17 protein-coding genes and 1 tRNA gene are annotated in these 18,358 nt (G+C 72.3%); 7 read left to right on the forward strand and 11 right to left on the reverse strand.

Annotated features, from left to right (window positions below; translation table 11 throughout):
• Positions 1–17: 17 nt before the first annotated feature.
• Positions 18–1,103, forward strand: a complete 1,086-nt coding sequence (locus ABZ809_RS29895; protein WP_357565963.1) for a DUF3068 domain-containing protein — start codon at positions 18–20, stop codon at positions 1,101–1,103.
• A gap of 89 nt (positions 1,104–1,192) precedes the next feature.
• Here the strand turns inward: ABZ809_RS29895 and ABZ809_RS29900 are convergent, their stop codons facing one another.
• Together ABZ809_RS29900 and ABZ809_RS29905 are read right to left on the reverse strand one after the other, a co-directional pair.
• A complete protein-coding gene (locus ABZ809_RS29900) occupies positions 1,193–2,863 on the reverse strand; it encodes a DUF885 domain-containing protein (protein ID WP_357565964.1) in 1,671 nt (556 codons plus the stop codon).
• 52 nt (positions 2,864–2,915) lie between these two features.
• Positions 2,916–3,509 carry a Uma2 family endonuclease gene (locus ABZ809_RS29905; protein WP_357565990.1) on the reverse strand — a complete coding sequence of 198 codons (594 nt, stop codon included), beginning with the start codon at positions 3,507–3,509 and terminating at the stop codon, positions 2,916–2,918.
• A gap of 124 nt (positions 3,510–3,633) precedes the next feature.
• On the opposite strand from ABZ809_RS29905, the gene ABZ809_RS29910 reads away from it, so the two are divergent.
• Positions 3,634–4,722, forward strand: coding sequence for a DMT family transporter (locus ABZ809_RS29910; protein WP_357565965.1), 1,089 nt, complete (start codon positions 3,634–3,636; stop codon positions 4,720–4,722).
• Positions 4,723–5,285: 563 nt separating this feature from the next.
• On the opposite strand, the gene ABZ809_RS29915 is transcribed toward ABZ809_RS29910, so the two are convergent.
• The 3 genes from ABZ809_RS29915 to ABZ809_RS29925 form a co-directional block, all read right to left on the reverse strand.
• Positions 5,286–6,356 (reverse strand): PHP domain-containing protein, encoded by a 1,071-nt coding sequence (locus ABZ809_RS29915; RefSeq protein WP_357565966.1) that lies wholly within the window; start codon positions 6,354–6,356, stop codon positions 5,286–5,288.
• A 103-nt stretch (positions 6,357–6,459) separates the two neighbouring features.
• Entirely contained in the window at positions 6,460–9,402 is a 2,943-nt protein-coding gene (locus ABZ809_RS29920; RefSeq protein ID WP_357565967.1) for a glycosyl hydrolase, read from the reverse strand.
• Between the two features lie 217 nt (positions 9,403–9,619).
• Positions 9,620–10,366 carry a M23 family metallopeptidase gene (locus ABZ809_RS29925; protein WP_357565968.1) on the reverse strand — a complete coding sequence of 249 codons (747 nt, stop codon included), beginning with the start codon at positions 10,364–10,366 and terminating at the stop codon, positions 9,620–9,622.
• A 115-nt stretch (positions 10,367–10,481) separates the two neighbouring features.
• Here ABZ809_RS29925 and ABZ809_RS29930 point away from each other — a divergent pair, with 115 nt between their 5' ends.
• The 4 genes from ABZ809_RS29930 to ABZ809_RS29945 all read left to right on the forward strand — a co-directional run bounded on the left by ABZ809_RS29930 (position 10,482) and on the right by ABZ809_RS29945 (position 12,373).
• Positions 10,482–10,820: a hypothetical protein gene (locus ABZ809_RS29930; RefSeq protein WP_357565991.1), complete on the forward strand. Its 339-nt coding sequence runs from the start codon at positions 10,482–10,484 to the stop codon at positions 10,818–10,820.
• Between the two features lie 108 nt (positions 10,821–10,928).
• Positions 10,929–11,096: a hypothetical protein gene (locus ABZ809_RS29935; protein WP_176737346.1), complete on the forward strand. Its 168-nt coding sequence runs from the start codon at positions 10,929–10,931 to the stop codon at positions 11,094–11,096.
• Positions 11,097–11,208: 112 nt separating this feature from the next.
• Positions 11,209–11,736, forward strand: coding sequence for a tRNA adenosine deaminase-associated protein (locus ABZ809_RS29940; protein WP_357565969.1), 528 nt, complete (start codon positions 11,209–11,211; stop codon positions 11,734–11,736).
• Positions 11,737–11,920: 184 nt separating this feature from the next.
• The gene (locus ABZ809_RS29945) at positions 11,921–12,373 is read left to right on the forward strand and encodes a nucleoside deaminase (RefSeq protein ID WP_357565992.1); all 453 of its coding nucleotides are present in this window, start codon (positions 11,921–11,923) and stop codon (positions 12,371–12,373) included.
• Positions 12,374–12,426: 53 nt separating this feature from the next.
• On the opposite strand, the gene ABZ809_RS29950 is transcribed toward ABZ809_RS29945, so the two are convergent.
• The 3 genes from ABZ809_RS29950 to deoD form a co-directional block, all read right to left on the reverse strand.
• Positions 12,427–12,894 (reverse strand): thioesterase family protein, encoded by a 468-nt coding sequence (locus ABZ809_RS29950; RefSeq protein ID WP_357565970.1) that lies wholly within the window; start codon positions 12,892–12,894, stop codon positions 12,427–12,429.
• Positions 12,891–13,529 (reverse strand): TetR/AcrR family transcriptional regulator, encoded by a 639-nt coding sequence (locus ABZ809_RS29955; RefSeq protein WP_357565971.1) that lies wholly within the window; start codon positions 13,527–13,529, stop codon positions 12,891–12,893. The genes ABZ809_RS29950 and ABZ809_RS29955 overlap by 4 nt, the downstream gene beginning before the upstream one ends.
• Positions 13,530–13,650: 121 nt before the next feature.
• Positions 13,651–14,358: a purine-nucleoside phosphorylase gene (gene deoD, locus ABZ809_RS29960; protein ID WP_357565972.1), complete on the reverse strand. Its 708-nt coding sequence runs from the start codon at positions 14,356–14,358 to the stop codon at positions 13,651–13,653.
• A gap of 75 nt (positions 14,359–14,433) precedes the next feature.
• Here deoD and ABZ809_RS29965 point away from each other — a divergent pair.
• Positions 14,434–14,520, forward strand: a tRNA-Ser gene (locus ABZ809_RS29965).
• Between the two features lie 64 nt (positions 14,521–14,584).
• Here the strand turns inward: ABZ809_RS29965 and ABZ809_RS29970 are convergent.
• The 3 genes from ABZ809_RS29970 to ABZ809_RS29980 form a co-directional block, all read right to left on the reverse strand.
• A complete protein-coding gene (locus ABZ809_RS29970; RefSeq protein WP_357565973.1) occupies positions 14,585–15,361 on the reverse strand; it encodes a hypothetical protein in 777 nt (258 codons plus the stop codon).
• Between the two features lie 183 nt (positions 15,362–15,544).
• Positions 15,545–17,671, reverse strand: a complete 2,127-nt coding sequence (locus ABZ809_RS29975; RefSeq protein WP_357565974.1) for an NACHT domain-containing protein — start codon at positions 17,669–17,671, stop codon at positions 15,545–15,547.
• A 104-nt stretch (positions 17,672–17,775) separates the two neighbouring features.
• Entirely contained in the window at positions 17,776–18,327 is a 552-nt protein-coding gene (locus ABZ809_RS29980) for a hypothetical protein (RefSeq protein WP_357565975.1), read from the reverse strand.
• Between the last annotated feature and the right edge of the window lie 31 nt (positions 18,328–18,358).

Consider the following 18,358-nt stretch of genomic DNA (forward strand, 5'->3'; position numbering starts at 1 on the left):
TCCTCCGGGGAGGAAACATGAAGCACCGCGCCATAGGTGCCGTGCTGTTCGGCGGCGGCGTACTGCTCCTGGCACTTGCCGCCGGGCTCGTGCTCGTCGTCAAGCCCGCGATGACGAAGCTGCCCTACGATCTGGACGTGTCGACCTCGGTCGCCGAGGCACGGGGTGCGACCTTCCTCCAGATCACCAACGGCAGCATTGCGATCAATCGCGGTGACCTGAAGTCGACGGTCCAGGTCTCGCCCGACGCGGTGGCGACCGAGAAGCTCTCCGGTGACCTCGACGGCAAGGCCGTCGTCTGGCAGGTCGGGCAGACCGTGGACCGGACGGACACCAAGGAACTGGTCAGCGCCTACGGTGCCGCGCTGGCGCTCGACCGGGTCTCCGGCGCCGCGCTGGAGTGGAACGACCAGTACCTCGACGACACCGGCACGCGGGAGAAGGTGCAGTTCTCCGGCCAGATGTACAAGTTCCCGTTCAACGCGGAGCAGAAGACGCACCAGATCTTCGACCGCGACCTGCGGGACGTCCGGCCGGCCGAGTTCAAGGGCACCGAGGACATCAAGGGCATCGAGTCCTACCGGTTCGAGCAGGTGATCACCGACGAGCAGCTGAACCTGGCGGAGGAGCGGGTCAAGCTGCTGCTCGGCACGCTGGCGCCGGGCGCGACCACCGGCAAGGTCGTCTACAGCAACACCCGGACCGTCTGGATCGACCCGGTGACCGGCTCGTTCCTCAAGGTGCGCGAGGTGCAGCGCAAGACCCTGGTGCCCGATGTCGGCGCGCCGGCGACCCTGCTGGACGCGGACTTCTCGTACAACGAGGACACCGTCAACGCCTCGGTGGAGCGGGCCGAGGAAAGCCGGCAGAAGCTGACCCTCCTCGGCGTCTACGTGCCGGTCGGCCTCGTGCTGCTGGGCCTGGTGCTGGTGGCGGCGGGCCTGCTGGTGGCCCGGCGGGGCGCGGTCCAGCCGGCTGCGGAGGCACGCCACCGGGCCGACGCGGGGTCCCTCGACGACACGCGGGCGGACCAGCCGGTGGCGCGCGACGACCGGTCGGTGCCGGGCCAGCGCCGGGTGTCCGGCGAGGTCGACCAGCGTTGACCAGGCCCTGACCGGGCAGCAGGAGCCGAAGGGGTGGACCGGTCTGGTCCACCCCTTCGGCGTCGGACGGTCCCGCCGACCCTGCCGACTCAGAGGCGGGCGAGCGCCTTGCGCAGCGGGTCGAGCCCCAGCGAGCCGAGGTCGAGCGCCTGGCGGTGGAACTCCTTGAGGTCGAAGTCGGCACCCTTGCGGGCCCTCGCCTCGTCGCGGGCCTGGAGCCAGATCCGCTCACCCACCTTGTAGGAGGGGGCCTGCCCCGGCCAGCCGAGGTAGCGGTTCAGCTCGAAGCGCAGGTTCTCCTCCTGCACCCGGCAGTGCGCCCGCATGAACTCCCAGCCCAGCTCCGGCGTCCAGCGCTCGCCGGGGTGGAAGCCGAACGGGTTGTCCTTCGGGATCTCCAGCTCCAGGTGCATGCCGATGTCGACGATCACCCGGGCGGCCCGGAACGCCTGGCCGTCCAGCATGCCGAGCTTGTCGCCCGGGTCCTCCAGGTAGCCCAGCTCGTCCATCAGCCGCTCCGCGTAGAGCGCCCAGCCCTCGCCGTGCCCCGAGACCCAGCAGAGCAGCCGCTGCCAGCGGTTCAGCAGCTCGGCCCGGACGGCGGTCTGGGCGACCTGGAGGTGGTGACCCGGCACGCCCTCGTGGAAGACGGTGGTCACCTCGCGCCAGGTGGAGAAGTCGGTGACGCCCTGCGGCACCGCCCACCACATCCGCCCCGGGCGGGAGAAGTCCTCGCTCGGGCCGGTGTAGTAGATCGCGCCGTCACTGGTGGGGGCGAGGCGGCACTCGATCCGGCGTACCTGCTCGGGAATGTCGAAGTGGGTGCCGTGCAGCTCGCTGATCGACTTGTCGGCGAGCGTCTGCATCCAGTCCCGGAACGCCTCCTTGCCCTGGATGGTCCGGGCCGGGTCGGCGTCCAACGCCGCGACCGCCTCGTCGATGGTCGCGCCGGGGCCGACGATCCGGGCGGACACCGCCCGCATCTCGGCCTCCAGCCGGGCCAGCTCCTCGAAGCCCCAGGCGTACGTCTCGTCCAGGTCGACCCGGGCACCCAGGAAGTACTGCGAGGCCAGCTCGTAGCGCTCGCGCCCCGCGGCCTGCTTCTCCCGGCCCAGGGGTGCGAGTTCGGTGCGGAGGAACTGGCCGAACTCGGCAGTCGCCGCGGTCGCCGCCGCCGCGCCCCGGCGCAGCTCGGCGCCGAGGGTGCCGTCGGCGCCCAGCCGCTCGACCAGCCCGTGGAAGAAGTTGTCGCCGTCCGGGTCGGTCCAGACGTCGCACTGCTTGGCGACCTCGACCAGCTGCGGCCGGGGGCTGACGTGGCCGGCGGAGGCCGCCTCGCGCAGCGTCGTCTTGTAGCCCTCCAGCGCGCCCGCGAACCGGTTGAGGCGGGCGGCCACGTTGGCCTTGGCGTCGTCGCCCTCGGTCGGCATCAGGTCGAAGACCATGCGGAGCTCGTGCAGGCCGCTGGAGATCACGTTGACCTCGCTGGTCGCCTCGCCGGCGTCGTAGCGGGCGAGGTCGAGGCCGAGCCGCTCCTGCATGGCGTCCTTGGCGGTCCGTTCCGCCTCGGATTCCGGCTCGGTCACGTCCAGGTCGGCCAGGGTCCGCCGGGTCAGCTCGGCCCGGGCCACGTAGCCGTCGGGCGACAGGTCGTCGAGCTGGTCGTCGTAGCCGGCGATGCCGACGTAGGTTGCGCCGATCGGGCTGAGCGGCGCCCACTCGGCCACGTACCGGTTCGCGAGGTCATCGATTCGTCCCACCCCGCGACCCTACGTGACCTGGGGCCCCGCCTGTCGACCGTGTCAGCCGTGTTCAGGGCAGCAGTTCGGCGGGGTCGAAGTCGATCGGGAACGGCAGGTCGGCCGAGAGCCGCCGACCGCCGACCGCCCTCGCGACGGTGTCGTAGCCGCCGAACGTGCCGGGGGTGAAGAGCTCCGCCTGGGCATGCCCCAGCCGGCGGGTGAGCTCGACCCGCAGGAAGTACGGCACCCGCCCCTCCGCGCACCGCATCGGCTTGTCGACGAAGTCCTGCCGGCGGCTGCCGGGCGAGACGAACTCGACCGCCATCGTGCAGAGGTGGGCCGAAATCCACCGGTCCTCCTCGTCGGTCTTCGGCAGCGCGTGCAGGACGGTGACGTCGGGCTGGATCCAGCGCCGCGGTGAGAAGGTCAGGTTCATCTGCCCGAACACGTAGAACCCGTGGGTCTCCGCGGCGGGTGACAGCATGCGGGCGAGCTTTATCTCGCCGTAGCTGTCCGTGCCGACCTCGGCGGGTGTCATGACCAACCTCCCGTCGATGCACTCGTAGCGCGCATCGGGCAGCTCCGGCAACGGGAGGTACCGGTCGGCGAACTGGGTCGTCCACAGGCCGTCGTGGTCGACGAGCGGGTCGAAACGCATCGGCATCGCCACGGCGTGCACCTCCTCGGGGTGGTCAACGCGTCACCAGCGTGGGCGGTTCCTGTGGTGGTCGACACGGCGTGGAGAAAGTCGCGGGACTTCGTCGTACGGCTGGGGCAGAGTGTCAGGGGTGACAGTGGATTCCACTCCTGACCGGGCGGCGCTGCGGAGCTGGCTGCCCGGGTTCCTGGCGCTGGCCGCCATCTGGGGCTCCAGCTTCCTGTTCATCAAGATCGGCATCGGGGAACTGCATCCGCTGCACCTCACCCTCTACCGGGTCGCTGCCGGCGCGGCGACCCTGCTGCTGGTGCTCGCCGTGCTCCGCGACCGGCTGCCCGCCGAGCCCCGGGTGTGGGCGCACCTCACCGTGGTCGCGGCCTTCGGCGTCGCCGTGCCGTTCACCCTCTTCGGCTACGGCGAGCAGCGCGTGGAGTCGATGCTCGCGGGCATCTGGAACGCCACCACCCCGCTCATCGTGCTGCCGCTGGCGGTGCTGGTGTTCCGCACCGAGCGGCTCACCGCGCGCCGGGCGGTCGGGATGGCGCTGGGCTTCGTCGGCGTACTGGTGGTGCTCGGGGTCTGGCAGGGCGTGGGTGGGGCGCACTTCGCCGGGCAGTTGATGTGCTTCGGCGCGGCGGCCTGTTACGGCGTCGCCATCCCGTACCAGAAGAAGTTCGTCGCCGGCAGCGCCCACTCGGGGCTGTCGCTCTCGGCGGCGCAGCTGCTGGTCGCGACCGCCCAGCTCGCCGTCGTGGCGCCGCTGGTCGCCGGGGCGCCGCCGGTGCCGACCGTTCTCTCGGCCGAGGTGCTCGCCAGCGTGCTCGCGCTCGGCGCGCTCGGCACCGGTCTCGCCTTCGTCATCAACCTGCGCAACATCCGGATCGCCGGGGCGAGCACCGCCTCCGCCGTGACCTACCTGGTGCCGCTGTTCGCGGTGCTGATCGGCGCCCTGGCCCTCGGCGAGCGGCTGCACTGGCACCAGCCGGTCGGCGCGCTGATCGTGCTGCTCGGCGTCGCCGTCTCGCAGGGCCTGATCGGTCGCCGCCGGCCCGAGTTCGCTGGCCTCACCGAGCCGTCCGCGCCCGTCGGCGTGACCGGGTCGACCACGGCCGATGCCGCTGTCGTCGCGCCGGCCGCTGTCGTCGTGCCGGCTGGTGTCGTCGTGCCGGCTGGTGTCGCCGTGCAGGCCGCGCCGTCCGTGCCGGTTGCCCGCCGCTGAGCGATCCCGGCCTTAGCTTGTTGCCCGGCCTTCGCCCGTTGCCCGGCCTTAGCTCGTTGCCCGGCCTTAGCTCGTTGCCCGGCCTTCGCTCGTTGCCCGTCGCCCGGCGGACGGGTGGAACACCATGGGTGTCAACGCCCGCCTTTGACAGCCATGGTGTTCCACCCGTGAACGTGGCGGGATATGCCGTGGGCCGGCGACCTTCAGGAGCGGCGCGGCCCGGCGCCGCACGCGCCGCCGCTTCGCACCCGTCCAGGCGCGGTCACCGCTCCGCCGCCCGTCAGTGATGGCCGGGGCCGCCTGTGATGGCCGGCGCGTGCGATGGCCGGGCCGCCTGTGATGGCCGGCGCCTGTGATGGCCGGCGCTTGTGATGGCCGGCGCGTGCGACGGCCGGCGCTTGTGATGGCTGGTCGCTTGTGATGGCCGCGCCCGGTGGCCGCCGGCGTTCGTGTGGTGCGGTCTCATGAACGGGGCAGCTCGACAGCGTCCGTGCTGCCATCCCCCTGGTCGCCGGCGGGTTGCCCGGCGAGGGCCCGGTCCACCAGGTCGAGGAGCCAGGACCTCAGCGGGCGGAGCGGGTCCTGGCGACCAGGCGGTCGGCGTCCCACGTGTTGATCACCCGCTCGGCGGGCACCCCGCACAGGGCGGCGCGCTCGCAGCCGAACCGCTGCCAGTCGAGCTGGCCGGGCGCGTGCGCGTCGGTGTTGATGGCGAAGTCGCAGCCCGCCTCCAGCGCCCGGCGGATCAGCCGCTTCGGCGGGTCCTGCCGCTCCGGCCGTGAGTTGATCTCGACGGCCACCCCACGCTCGGCACACGCGGCGAAGACGGCGTCCGCGTCGAAGTCGCTCTCCGCCCGGGTACGCGGCCGGTGCGCCCGGTCACCCGGCCCCTTCACCCCGGCCGGCCGGGACGACACCATCCGCCCCGTGCAGTGGCCGAGGATGTCCAGGTGCGGATTCGCGATCGCGGTCAGCATCCGCCGGGTCATCTTCGCCCGCTCGTCGTTCAGGCCGCTGTGCACCGAGCCGACCACCACGTCGAGGCGGGCCAGCAGCTCTTCCTCTTGGTCGAGCGAACCGTCGGCGAGGATGTCCACCTCGATGCCGGTCAGGATCCGGAAGCCCTCCGGCAGCGCCTCGTTGACCGCCGCCACGTGGTCGAGCTGCCGGCGCAGCCGGTCGGCGGTCAGGCCCCGGGCCACCTTCAGCCGGGGCGAGTGGTCGGTCAGCACCAGGTACTCGTGGCCGAGTTCGACCGCCGCGAGCGCCATCTCCTCGATGGGCGAGCCGCCGTCGGACCAGTCGGAGTGGGTGTGGCAGTCGCCCTTCAGGGCGGTACGCAGTGCGGTGGCCGCCGCGTCCAGGTCGGTGCCCTCGGTGGCGAGCAGCCGGCGCAGGTAGACCGGCTCCTCGCCGGCGAGCGACTCGGCCACGCAGCGGGCGGTGACGTCGCCGACCCCGGACAGCTCGGTGAGCTTGCCGGTGCGGGCCCGCTGGGCCAACTCCGCCGCCGGCAGCGCGGCGAGGGCCGTGGCCGCAGACCGGAACGCCCGGACCCGGTAGGTCGCCTCGTTCGCCCGCTCCAGGAGGAAGGCGATCCGGCGCAGGTCGGCGATGGGGTCCCGGGCGCTCATGCCATGGAAAATACGCCTCCGCGCCGCCGGTCGTCAGACGACCGACGGCGCGGAGGGCCACGGAATCAGCGGAGGGCCACGGAATCAGCGGAGGGCCACGGAATCAGGAGTGCGGCAGCTTGACCAACGACCTGTCGCCGATGCCGAGGGTGGTCGGGTTGGTCCCGATCGCCGACCAGACCTCCACCCGTACCGTGCCGTTCGACAGGTTGCCGAGGGTGCCGGTGGCGGAGTGCAGGCCGCTCTGCTGCGTGTAGCGCTCGTAGCCGGCGACGGGGTCGGTGGCGAAGTACCGGTAGGTCTCCACCCGCTCCCAGCCGCCGTTGCCGGTCAGGTCGTAGGAGACCCGCACCTGCACCCCGTTGCCGACCGCGCTGCCGGCGTCGAGGAACAGGTCGAAGGTGGTCTGCCCGCCCGCGTACGTCAGGTCTAGGCCGGTCGCGGTGAACACCTGCGGGTTGGTCGGCGTGCCGTCCCGGTTCACGCCGCCGGCGCTGGCCACTGTGGCGGTCGCCGCGCCGCCGGCCGTGCCCAGCCCACCGCCGGGCAGCAGGTACCGGGTCGGCGAGTCCGACGACGGCGGCGGGGTGGTGGGCGGCGGCGTCGTCGGCGGGGGCGTCGTCGGCGGCGGGGTGGTGGGCGGCGGAGTGGTGGGCGGCGGGGTGGTGGGCGGGTTCGTGCCCGACACCCCGCCGGTGGCGGTGCCGCCGCTCCAGGTGTACGCCCCGCTGGTCGCCGTCCTGCCGGCGGGCACGTTGAGCCGGGTGCCGTCGGAGAACGTGACAGTCAGCGCGGTGGCGGTGATGTTGCTCGCCACGTACGTGCGGGCGCCGTCGCCGCGCTGGAACACCGCCGCCAGCGGGTGGTTGGCGGTGATGCCGGTCTGCACCAGCCCGAGCGCGGCGAGGTTGCGGATCCAGTGGAAGGTGTGCGCCCGGCTCTCGCCCTCCTCCGGCGTGTAACCGGGGTTCGCGGTGAGCTTCGCCAGCGCCGACGCCGGGTCCCCGAGTGCCAGGAACTGCCAGTGGATGTCCTGCCACACCGTCGGTTCCCCGCCGTTGTTGCGCACCAGCTCCTGGTAGTTGGCCCGGTTGGAGGCGGGGTACTGGCCCAGGTAGAGGTGCCCGCCGGTGACCGGGAGCATGTTGATGCCCTGGATCATCTCCGGCTCGGCGCTGAACCAGGTGGCGTACGCGCCGCCGTCGCCCCAGACCATGCCGACCGTGGAGTGCCCGAAGGCCGACGGGTAGTTCTCGTTGGTCACGTCGAACCAGTACTCGTGGATCGCCGCGGCCTGGGTCGTGTAGATGAAGATGCCGGCGTCCCGTACGGCGGTGTTGCCGGTGGCCTGCCCCCACTGGATGAGGGCGTTGGCGAAGTTCATCCCCTCGGACGAGGACTCCTGGTTGTTGCCGGCGTTGAAGGAGCCGTGCCCGGAGGCCCAGTCGTGCCCGGCGTAGATGTCGAAGTCGCGCAGGTACGGGAAGCGGTTGTCGGCGCGGTCGTAGTTGTTCGCGTCCCGGATCAGCAGGTCGATCATGCCGCCGTACTGGTCCTGCCGGGCCCAGGTCGGGTCGAACTTCGCCAGCGTGGCGGCGGCGGCGATGTAGTAGCCGTAGTGGAAGTGGTGGTCGTTGAGTTCCTGGTCGGAGCCGTAGGAGGCCGGGTAGCCGATCAGGGTGCCCCAGTTGCGGTCGTAGTGGAAGACGCCGTCGGTCTCGCCGGGCGTGGCGGTGAGCCAGTCGGTGAGCGTGCTCCGGATGGCGTTCAGCGCGGCGGTCCGGGTCTCGGCGTCGCCGACCTGGTCGGCGATCTCGGCGATCCGGGCCGCCCGGCCCAGGCCCTTGCCCGTCCAGTAGGTGTCGGCGCCGCGCTGGTCCATCGGGTTGGCCCGGGCCGCTGCGAGGTGGTTGCGCAGCGTGGTCAGGTCCGCCCCGGTGCCGGTCGCCACGGCGGGGACCTCCGGCAGTACCCCGTTGAACTTCATCGAGGTGCGGAACTGGTCGACGCCGGCGAGCACCTTCATCCGGCCGCGCGCCGACGGGTAGGTGAGTGTGAGCGGGGTGGCGCCGGCCAGCGACCGCCACTGGTGCGGGTAGAGGCTGACCACCGTCCGGCTCGCGCTGCCCTCGCGGGCGGTCGTGGTGAACCCGTACGTGGTGGTGACGGTGCTGCTCGCCTGGTCGTACGCGTACGAGACCCGGGTGCCCGTGACGTGGGCGTGGGCGTACTGGCCGTAGGTGCCGGCCAGCCCGGCGCGGGTGGCGGCGTCCGTGCTCGGGGTGGTGGGCAGCAGGGCGACGGAGAAGTAGCCCTTGCCGGCCAGGGTGGAGGTGATCCGTCCCCCGTTGACGGCCCAGGTGGCGCCGGTGGGCGCGTACGCGACATAGTCGTGCCCACGGACGGTGAAGCCGATCGTGGCGCCGCTGTTCGACCAGACCGTGGGGCTGCCGCCGGTGGCGTTGATCAGGGCGTCGCCGCCGCTGGTGCGGAAGTACGCGAACGGCAGGCCGTGGCCGATGGTGGCCCGCATGGTCCGGGTGCCGTCGGTCCAGTACGGGGTGACCGTCCAGTCGCTCCAGCCGTCGACCCTGACGACCGGGGCGGCGAGCGCGGCGACGCCCACCCGGATGTCCTCGGAGTACGTGTACTTGAACTCGCCGACCCCGGTCGCGGTGCCGCTGATGGTCGGGGTGGAGGTGGCCGAGATCCCGAGGCCGTCGCCGGCCGGCTGGTAGGAGGCCGGGTGCGCGTGCAGCGGCTCGCTGAAGGCGCAGTTGGTCCGCTTCCACAGCAGCGACGACCACCAGTCGTTGGTGGGGACCGGCCCGGCGGGTGCGGCGGCGGTGGCGAACTGCCGGGGGTTGGTGGTCATGTCTCCGCAGCCGGTGGGCAGGGGGCCCACCCGGTCGGTGGTGTAGCTGCCGGCGCCGACGGTGGCGGCCTGCGCGGGGGCGGTGGTGACGACGGCCAGGGTGCCCAGGGCGAGGGCCAGGGCGGAGGTGGCCGCAACGGCCCAGGTGCGGCGTGTCGCGGGAGGTTTCACGGTGCCTCCGGTCGGGGAGCGCCGGTCGGGACGGAGCATGACCGGCAAGGCGAATTGCGAAGATAGTGACTTCAGAGAGCGCTCTCTTGGGACCGGACGCTAACCGAGCGGCAAGACCCACGTCAATGTTTCCGAGCGGTGAACCGCTGATGCCGGCAATACGGGACCGGCTAGACCCCGCCGGCGGGCGTGAGCCGACCGGTTCCGGCCGCCCCCGTCAGCCGGTCGCGGGTGCCTTCGGGCAGCCGTGCTTGCGGTGCCAGCCGGCCACCTCGGCGGCCGGCTCCTTGTTGCCCTTGCGGCGCCACGAGTTCAGGTACGGCGCCGGCCAGACGACGCCCCGCCGGATCCACCAGCCGTCCCGCCCCTGGCACGGCGGGGAGATGCCGAAGTGCAGGTGGCAGACGTTGTTGGCGTTTCCGGTCCGGCCGACCTCGCCGAGCCGCTGCCCGGCGCGCACCCGCACCCCGGCGTCGATCCCGTCGGCGATCCGGCGCAGGTGCGAGCCGTAGTAGCGCACCCCGTCGTCGCCGAGCAGCGACACCGACAGCCCGCCGTTGTGCGGCCCTCTCGGCCCCCACTTGTCGAACCGGTCGACCCGGCTGACCTCCAGGAGGACGCCGTCGGTCACCGCCACGACCGGCTCGCCGCAGTCCGCGAAGATGTCCGTCCCCGGGTAGGCCGAGTGGGTCGGGTGGTAGGCGACGTTCGCCGCGCGTACCGGAAAGACGTGCGGCAGCCCGGCGCGGGTCGGCGCCGCGGCCGGGCCGCTGGGGGCGGCGGGGGTCGGCGTGGCGGCCGGCGGCGCCGGCTGGGCTGCGGTCGCCGGCGCGGTCGGGGGCGGGGTGCCGGGCGCCGTCCCGGGACGGGTCGTCGCGCAGCCGGCGGCCAGCACCGGCACGAGCACCAGCAGGACCGGGTACGCCGGACGCGCGCGGCGGTGTCCGATCGTCGGCGAGGGCATCCGGTCATCCTGACAGAGTCGGTACGGTGGGACGAACGTCCACGGCAGAGGGGAGGGGTCGGTGACGACCGGAGGCTACGCCTTCCCGCCCGATCCGGACGCCGGCTACCGGCCGGTGCCGCGTGCCCCCTCGGGGCTCTTCCCGTCCGGGCCGCCGTCCCGGCCCACCTACCGCGAGCCGCACCCGGTCACCGGCGCGGGCGTGGCGGTCGGCGGTGCCGCGGCGACCGCCTGGCTGCTCCTGTTCGGCCTGCTCGGCCGCAGTGTGTCCGGTTACGCCTGGTGGACGGTGCTGGCCGGCGGGCTGGCCTGGCTGGCCGCGCTGCTGCTGGTCCGTTCCGGCGACCGCGGGGTGGCCGTCGGGATCGCCATCGTCACCGCCGGTGGATGGAGCATCGCCGCCGCCATCGTGGCGGTGCGCTGGGCGTCGGGCGGGGACTGGCCGCTCTGGTAGAGCTGCGCTCCGGCCCGTCGGCCGGCCGCCCGACTGCGCTGAGTCGCCGGCCGGCTGCGCAGCGAAGCCCAGCTTGACGTGGCCGTCCGAACTCGGCACCCTCGCGGTATGGCCTGGACCACTCCGCGGCTCGATCCCGAGCGCAGCCGCCGTCGCCAGCAGCTCCTCGCCGAGTTGGCGGGCGCCCGGGCGGTGCGCCAGCGCGAACGGCCACAGCGGGTGCGCAGCGAGCGGCTCCGGGAGCTGATCGCCACCCGCCGCCGGATCGCCGGCTGACTTTCCAGGATTGACCGGTCCTTCGGGGCGTTGGCCGGTCTTCTGCCGACCCGACCGGCTAACGTGCACGCGTAACGGGTCGGCCTGCCGAGGCTTCTTTTTGGGGGGAACCGTGTCGTACTTCGCTGCGGCGGTCGTACGTGACGACAGCGGTTGGACGGCCGCCGAGGTGAACCTGCGGGGCGTCACCGACATCGAGGACGCGGCCGACCGGCTGCGCGACGTCGACCAGGACGCCGACCTGTCGCTGCTCTTCGTCGAGGCGGACGACGCCTACCTGGTGATCATGCGCCTGGACGAGGGGGAGGACCTGCGGGTCTTCGGCTCCGACTCCGCCTACGCCGAGGAGTCCCGGCTGGGCGCCGTGCTCGTCGGGGACCTGAAGACCTCCGTGACCGGCCTGGAGGACACCGAGGAGCCGCGCCCGTCCGGTGGTGGCGGCGAGGAGACCGAGCAGCCGGCCGTCGACCCGGAGGCCGATCCGGTCGGCGACGCCGACATCCTGGCCGACCTGGGCATCTCCGCGCAGAAGCTGCTCGACCTCAGCGCGCACGAGGGCATGATGCCGGCCGACGTCACCACCGAGGTGTGCCAGGCGCTCGGCTGCGCCGACGAGGTCGAGGAACTGCGTGAGATCTGACCCGTCCGGGCCGGGGCGAGCCGGGGCGGGCGGCGTCGAGCCGGCCGACGCCACCGATCCGACCCTGGGGACCGTACGCCCCGGGCAACCGACCCCCGGCGCGGCCGGCCGGGTCGGCCCCGGCGCCGACGAGGGGCTGGCGGACCCGGACGGCGCCGGCCGGCGGCAGCGGCACGAGCTGTGGATGCGCCGCGCGCTGGAGGTCGCCGTCACCGGCCCGGACAGCCCCGCCGGTGCGGGCCCGGACAGCTCCGACGACGTCCCGGTGGGTGCCGTGCTCTACGGACCGGACGGCACCGAGCTGGCGATCGGGCGCAACGAGCGGGAGCTGACCGGCGACCCGACCGCGCACGCCGAGGTGCTGGCGGTACGCCGGGCCGCCGAACGGCTGGGCCGCTGGCGGCTCGACGGCTGCACGCTGGTCGTCACCCTGGAACCCTGCACGATGTGTGCGGGCGCGCTGGTGTTGGCCCGGGTCTCCACCGTGGTCTTCGGGGCCTGGGAGCCCAAGACCGGGGCGGCCGGCTCGCTGTGGGACGTGCTGCGCGACCGCCGCCTCAACCACCGCCCCGAGGTCTACGGCGGCGTCCTGGAGCCGGAGAGCGCGGCCCTGCTGCGCGCCTTCTTCCGGGTGTAAGGAAGGGCACCCTATTAACGTCTGCGGTATAGGAAGGGCCCCTTCCTAACCCCTCAGGCGTCGGCCGGGGCGGGCCGGAGCAGGTTCGCGGCCACCGCGCGGGCGGTGTCGGTCCACGGGGCGGGTCGCAGGGTCGCCGGGTCGACCCGGACGATCGACCGCTGGCCCTCCGCGTGCACGACGCGGCCGTCCAGCGAGTGGAACCGGTAGGCGTACCGGGCGCTGCTGGTGCCGAAGTGGTCGAGCCAGAAGTGCACCGCCACGGGCCCGGTCCCGGTGACCGGGGCCCGGTAGGTGATGGTGAACTCGCGGACGGCGTGGAACACGTCCGGTGCGCTCCGCTGGCCGGCCTGGAACGCGACACCGTGGTCCGCCCAGTAGCCGGTCAGGGCCCGTTCGAGCAGTAGCGCGTACCGGGAGTTGTGCAGGAGACCGAACGCGTCGAGGTCGTCGAAGTGCACCGCGACGTGCGCGACGTGCCCGAACTCGACGGCGGGCTGGTCGATGATGGCGTGGCTCATGAGATGCCTTCCGGTAGCAGGGTCGGATCGGGGCACAGCGCCCGCAGGCGGTTCAGCAGGCCCAGTCGGGCGTGCCGGTAGGTGGTGTCGGGGTCCAGCAGCCGGGAGCGCATCGCGGCGGTGACCCCGAGCGCGTCGATCTCGTACGCCAGCTGCGGGACGTCCACGTCGGCGGGCAGTTCGCCGGCGGCGACCGCCTCCCGGACGAGGCGTTCGAGGAACGCCGTCCACTCGCCGAACGCCTCGGCGAGCCGGTCCCGGACCGGGCCGGGACGCGCGTTGTACTCGAAGTCGGCGCTGGCGAAGAAGCAGCCGCCGGGGAGGACCCGGGCGGCGAAGAAGTCGATCCGGGCCTGGTGCAGCGCCCAGATCCGTCGTACGCCACGGGGTGCGCGCAGAGCCGGTTGGACGACCCGTTCCTGCTGCTGGCGCACCGCCCGGTCGACGGTGGCGAGCTGGAGCGCCTCCTTGGAACGCCAGTGCGCGAACAGGCCGGACTTGCTGACCCCGAGCGTGTCGGCGAGCTGGGCGAGGGAGAGCCCGTGCAGCCCCACCTCGGTGGCGAGGACCACGGCGGCGTCCAGCGCGGCGGTGCGGGTCCGGTCCCCCCGCGCGACGCGTCCGTCGACTGTCATGGGGAGAGGCTAATCAAAAAGCACGACCGGTCGTATTAATTTGCCGGGTGACGGTGGTCACGAAAACGCGACGCCGCCCGCCATCCGGGGGGATGACGGGCGGCGCCGGAGCCGACGAGGATCAGGCGATGATCGTGTCCAGGGCGATCTCGACCATCTGGCTGAAGGTCTGCTCGCGCTCCTCGGAGGTGGTCTTCTCGCCGGTCTTGATGTGGTCGCTGACGGTCAGCACGGTCAGCGCGCGGGCCTTGAACCGGGCGGCGATCGTGTAGAGCGCCGCCGACTCCATCTCCACCGCCAGCACGCCGTAGTCGGCGAGGGCGTCGTAGAGGTCCGGGCGGTCGGTGTAGAAGGCGTCCGCCGCCAGGATCGGCCCGACCCGCATCGCGATGCCGCGCCGCTCGGCCACCTCCACCGACGTACGCAGCAGCCCGAAGTCGGCCACCGGGGCGTAGTCGATCAGCCCGTCGAAGCGCATCCGGTTCATGTTCGAGTCGGTCGACGAGCCGATCGCGGCGATCACGTCGCGCAGCCGGAGATCCTCGGACAGCGCGCCGCAGGAGCCGACCCGGATCAGCGTCTTCACGCCGTACTCGTTGACCAGCTCGTGGGCGTAGATGGAGGCGGAGGGCATGCCCATGCCGGAGCCCTGGACGGAGACCTCGACGCCGTTCCAGCGACCGGTGAAGCCCAGCATGCCCCGGACCGTCGAGTAGCAGGTGGCGCCCTCGAGGTAGGTCTCCGCGATCCACTTGGCCCGCAGCGGGTCGCCCGGCATCAGGACCCGCTCGGCGATCTCGCCCGGCTTAGCGCCGATGTGCGTACTCATGGGAAGGATCCTGCCAGGCCGCTCCCGGCGATACCGGTTCGGCGTCCGAAGCCGGGGTCATGTACCCTTCTCGGCGGTGGCGTGTCCGAGTGGCCTAAGGAGCACGCCTCGAAAGCGTGTGAGGGTTTACGCCCTCCGCGGGTTCAAATCCCGCCGCCACCGCTCGTGAACAGCGAAAACGCCCGGTCGATCCGCGAGGATCGCACCGGGCGTTCCGCTTGTGGTCTCAGTTTCCCCTGTCGCTGGTGACCGAGACGGCACCGAGGTTCGGCGCCGCTCTCCTGGCGAGTTCGCCGGCACGGTCCTGATCCGCGTTCCCCGCCACGACGATGCTCGCCCGTTTGGCGCTCAGCGACGCGCCAGCGATCGGATACTGGGCGGCCACCGCCTCGTAGGCGGCGATCGCCTCGGCGGGCACCCCGCCGTCGAGGTCGGTCTCGACCTTGAGCGCGGGCCGTACGTCGCGCTTCGTGTCGACCTCCAGGTGCGTCACGTCCGAGAGTGGCTGGTGCCGGTCGCCGGCGGCGAGCATGTCCCTGAACACCGCCATCGCGCTACGGGAATCGGCTGCCGTGAGCTGGACCCGCCAGCGGTCGGTCTCCTTCCTGGACGCGTCGTCGATGTCGCCGTCCACGACCCGGGCATCGGCCGTCAGCGACCGCCACAGCGTCTGTGCCTCGCTGGTGCGTCCCTTGTCCGCGACGACGGTGAAGGTGATGCCATCCGCCGCGATCCGGCCGGTGGTCGAGCCGTGCCGGGCGACATAGTCCCGCAGCTCGTTCGCCAACGCGGCCACGCGGTCGGCCGACGTGCCGTCCTTCACGATCAGGGTGCCGGTCGCCGTTCCTAGGAAGGGCAGGGTGTTGTTCCCGGTGGTTTCGACCTTCGCGACGTCCGGCGTGCCGGCCCAGTCGTCGACGAAATCCGTCTCGAGGGCCGTGCCCTTGTCGATGGCGCAGCCGGTCATCAGGGTCATGCCCAGCGCGAGCGCGATGATCGACATCGGCCGCCGCAGGATGTCTCTTCTCAGCGTCGTCTCCTCGAAACGGTTGGCCGGCCAGCGCCGGTCGGCCCCAGACCTGGTCCACGGTGGTCCGGGGCAGCCTGAGCCTGCGATCAGGCTAGCCTCCCTGGGCGCGGCGAGGCCGAGCCGTACCGGGATGGTCGTTCTGGTCTCAGGTGGTGTTCAAGACGCCGGTTCCGGCTCGTTCGACGCCGGGGCAACTCGATCCGACCTTTCCCGCGCGGCATGCGCGGTGGCGCGGAATCGCAGCAGCGGCATGTCCGCCTCCGCGCGGTCGGCGAAGTGGTCGAGCAACTCCCGGTGCACGAAGATGTAGCCGTCGCCCACCTGGCGGAGGAACAGGCACTGCACCGCGTGGTCGAGAAACGGCAACAGTGGATAGGGCACCAGGTCCTCCCGGGCGAGTCGCCGCCGAACGAGGATCTGCTCGACCATCGGCGAGAGCGCGGCCACGGCGACGAGTAGCAGCATGCTGCCCCCGCCGAGCAGCATGGCGGCACGGAGCGCCTCGGCGGAGTCGCGGGCCACCGCGACAGGCACGTAGGTGAGCACGGCCACGACGAGGCCGAACCCGGGCAACCCCCGGGCGATGAAGGACAGCCGTTGCCCCACCAGCGGGCTCGGCAGCTCACGTCGGCCGGCGCGAGGCGGTGGTGGCAGGAAGTAGAGGGTCACCTGGGCGCTGTCGAGAGCGACGAGGGCCACCACCGTGGTGAGGAGGAACCCGGCGCCGTAGCCGAGGCCAGCGGGCCAACTGGCACCGCCGGGGGCGAACCAGCCGGCAAGCCCTCCGACGACCGGGCCGGCGACGGCCGCCGAGACGAGGACGAACCGCTCCAGGTAGGCGCTGTCGACGAGATCCAGGGCCCAGTCCTGCAACCAGCTCCTCGGGGGCCGAGACTCGTTCCGCCTTCGAACGCCCCAGGTCAGATCGAAAAGGCCGTCGTACCTGTTCGCGTACATCAGGCCGGCCAGGACCAGCAGGCCGCTGAGAAGCACCGCGCCGGGCGGCGAATCCCACGTCCAGGCCGCTGCACCGAGGACGGCGGCGATGGCGGTCCAGCTGAGCAGCATGGTGTTCCAAGTCATGGGCCACCCGGATGCGGATTCCCGGGCCGACCACGACTCGTCGACCATGTCCAACACGAAGACCGTCTGGTTCCGCAGGCGCAGCGCCTGGGCGAGGGTGGAGAGGTAGCGAGCCGTCTGCGCGGGTGCCCAGCGCGGGTGCGGTCGGCGTCCCAGCATGGTGTCGATGTACCGGGCGAACAGCCGGTCGCGGCCGGAGCCGGGTGAGGTTTCGCCGGCCGCGAGCGGCCGGACACCGGTCCCGTCCGCGTACGCGAGCGCCATGATGCTGAGCATCAGCGGAGAGTCGGCGAGCTTCCACAGCTCAGGGTCGGCGTCGACGGCGTCTCGCAGGCCGCCCGGTCCCAGCCGGTCGAGGTAGCGCTCGATCTGCGACCGGTCCAGCGGTTGGATGGCGACAGTGCCGTAGAGGGGCAGCTCGGAACGGAGCCCCTCGTACTCCGCCTGCCGACAGCAGACGGCGATCGGGGTCAACGGCTGCCGCTCATGGAACGCGGCGATCGCCTCGGCGCAGGCGTCGCGGTGCTGCTCGGCGACCTCGTCGAGACCGTCGAGCAGCGGCAGGATCTGCCCCGCCGCCACCCAGGCAGCCGCCTGGTCGGCCGGTATGCCGTACCGCTCGGTCAACTGTTCGACGAGCCACTGGTCGAGCGGCCGGCGGAGGGTCGCCCAGCTGGAGAGGTTGAACACCGCCGGGATCGGCGCGTCCGGGTCGCGGTCGGCGCGGTCGAGCAGGTCCCGGGCCAGCTCCAACAACGTGGTGGTCTTACCGGCCCCGGGTGCGCCGATGATGACCACAGTCTCGTCGAGCTGGTCGAACAGGGTCGAGATGGAGGTGCGGTCGTCGAGTGAGGTGGCGAAGCCATCCCGATGAACGGCCCGCAGACTCCACGGGTGCCGGCGGTCATCCGCGGTCGCGGCGACTCCCAACTCGATGCGCGCCTCCTCGTAGAGGGAGCGGTCGAGGACGCTGACGATCCAGTAGCGACGTACCCGGTCCAACATGACCCGGCGGCTCCGCGCCGGCACGGCGGTGGCTGCGCGCCGGGGCTCCCGGCCGCGCTGCACCTCGACCACCACGAGGACCGACACCAGCAGCATGAGCAACGGCCAGGCCAACCACAGGTACGGGGTCCACCCGTCGGGCAGGGCTCCCGTGGCGACGTTCGTGGCGACGCCCAGTAGGGCCACGACGATCACGGACAAAGCCGCTACGGCTACCCGACGCATGCGTTGTCTTTACAGTCCCCTGACGCGCCGCACAAGCCGCGCTCCGCTCTCCCGCCTTCCACCGTGGCCGACGGTCAGCGCCGGCGAAGCTCCGACTCCAGCCGCTGGAGGAGCGTCTTGCGTGCCTTGCCGTCGCGCTCGCGTCGCAGGGCCGTCTTGAGCTGGCCGGTGTCGAGGCCACGCACCAGCTTGGCCGCCTCGGCGACCGGCAACTCCGACAGCTGTTCGGCCGCGGTGACGTTGCGGCGGGCGCGCTTGGCCGGCCCGGTGTTGGCCACGAACTGTTTGCCGGATTTCGACGCCTTCCGCTTCTTGGCGTCGGTCGCGCGCCTCTCGTCCTCGGAGAGCTGCTTCCAGGCGCGCTCGGGCAGGTAACGGCTCGTCTCGTCACCGTGCCGCGCCCGGGTGCCGCCCTCCTTGGTCTGCCAGCGTTCGCCGCCCCAGCGTTGCAGGGACTTCTGCCGATCGTCCTTCGGGCCGACGAAGCCCCCGCCGCGCTTCTTGTACTCCTGGGTGACCAACTGCGCCTTGCGCGCCGACCACTGACCCGGCCGGCCGCCCTTGTCGGAGGCCGTGATCTCTTCCTTGACCTGCTCCCTGAGTTCGGGCTTCGTGTACCGCGCCATGCCCGGCGGATACCCGGCACCGCCGGCCTCA

The sequence above is a fragment of the Micromonospora sp. NPDC047074 genome, assembly GCF_040643815.1.
Lineage (GTDB): Bacteria > Actinomycetota > Actinomycetes > Mycobacteriales > Micromonosporaceae > Micromonospora.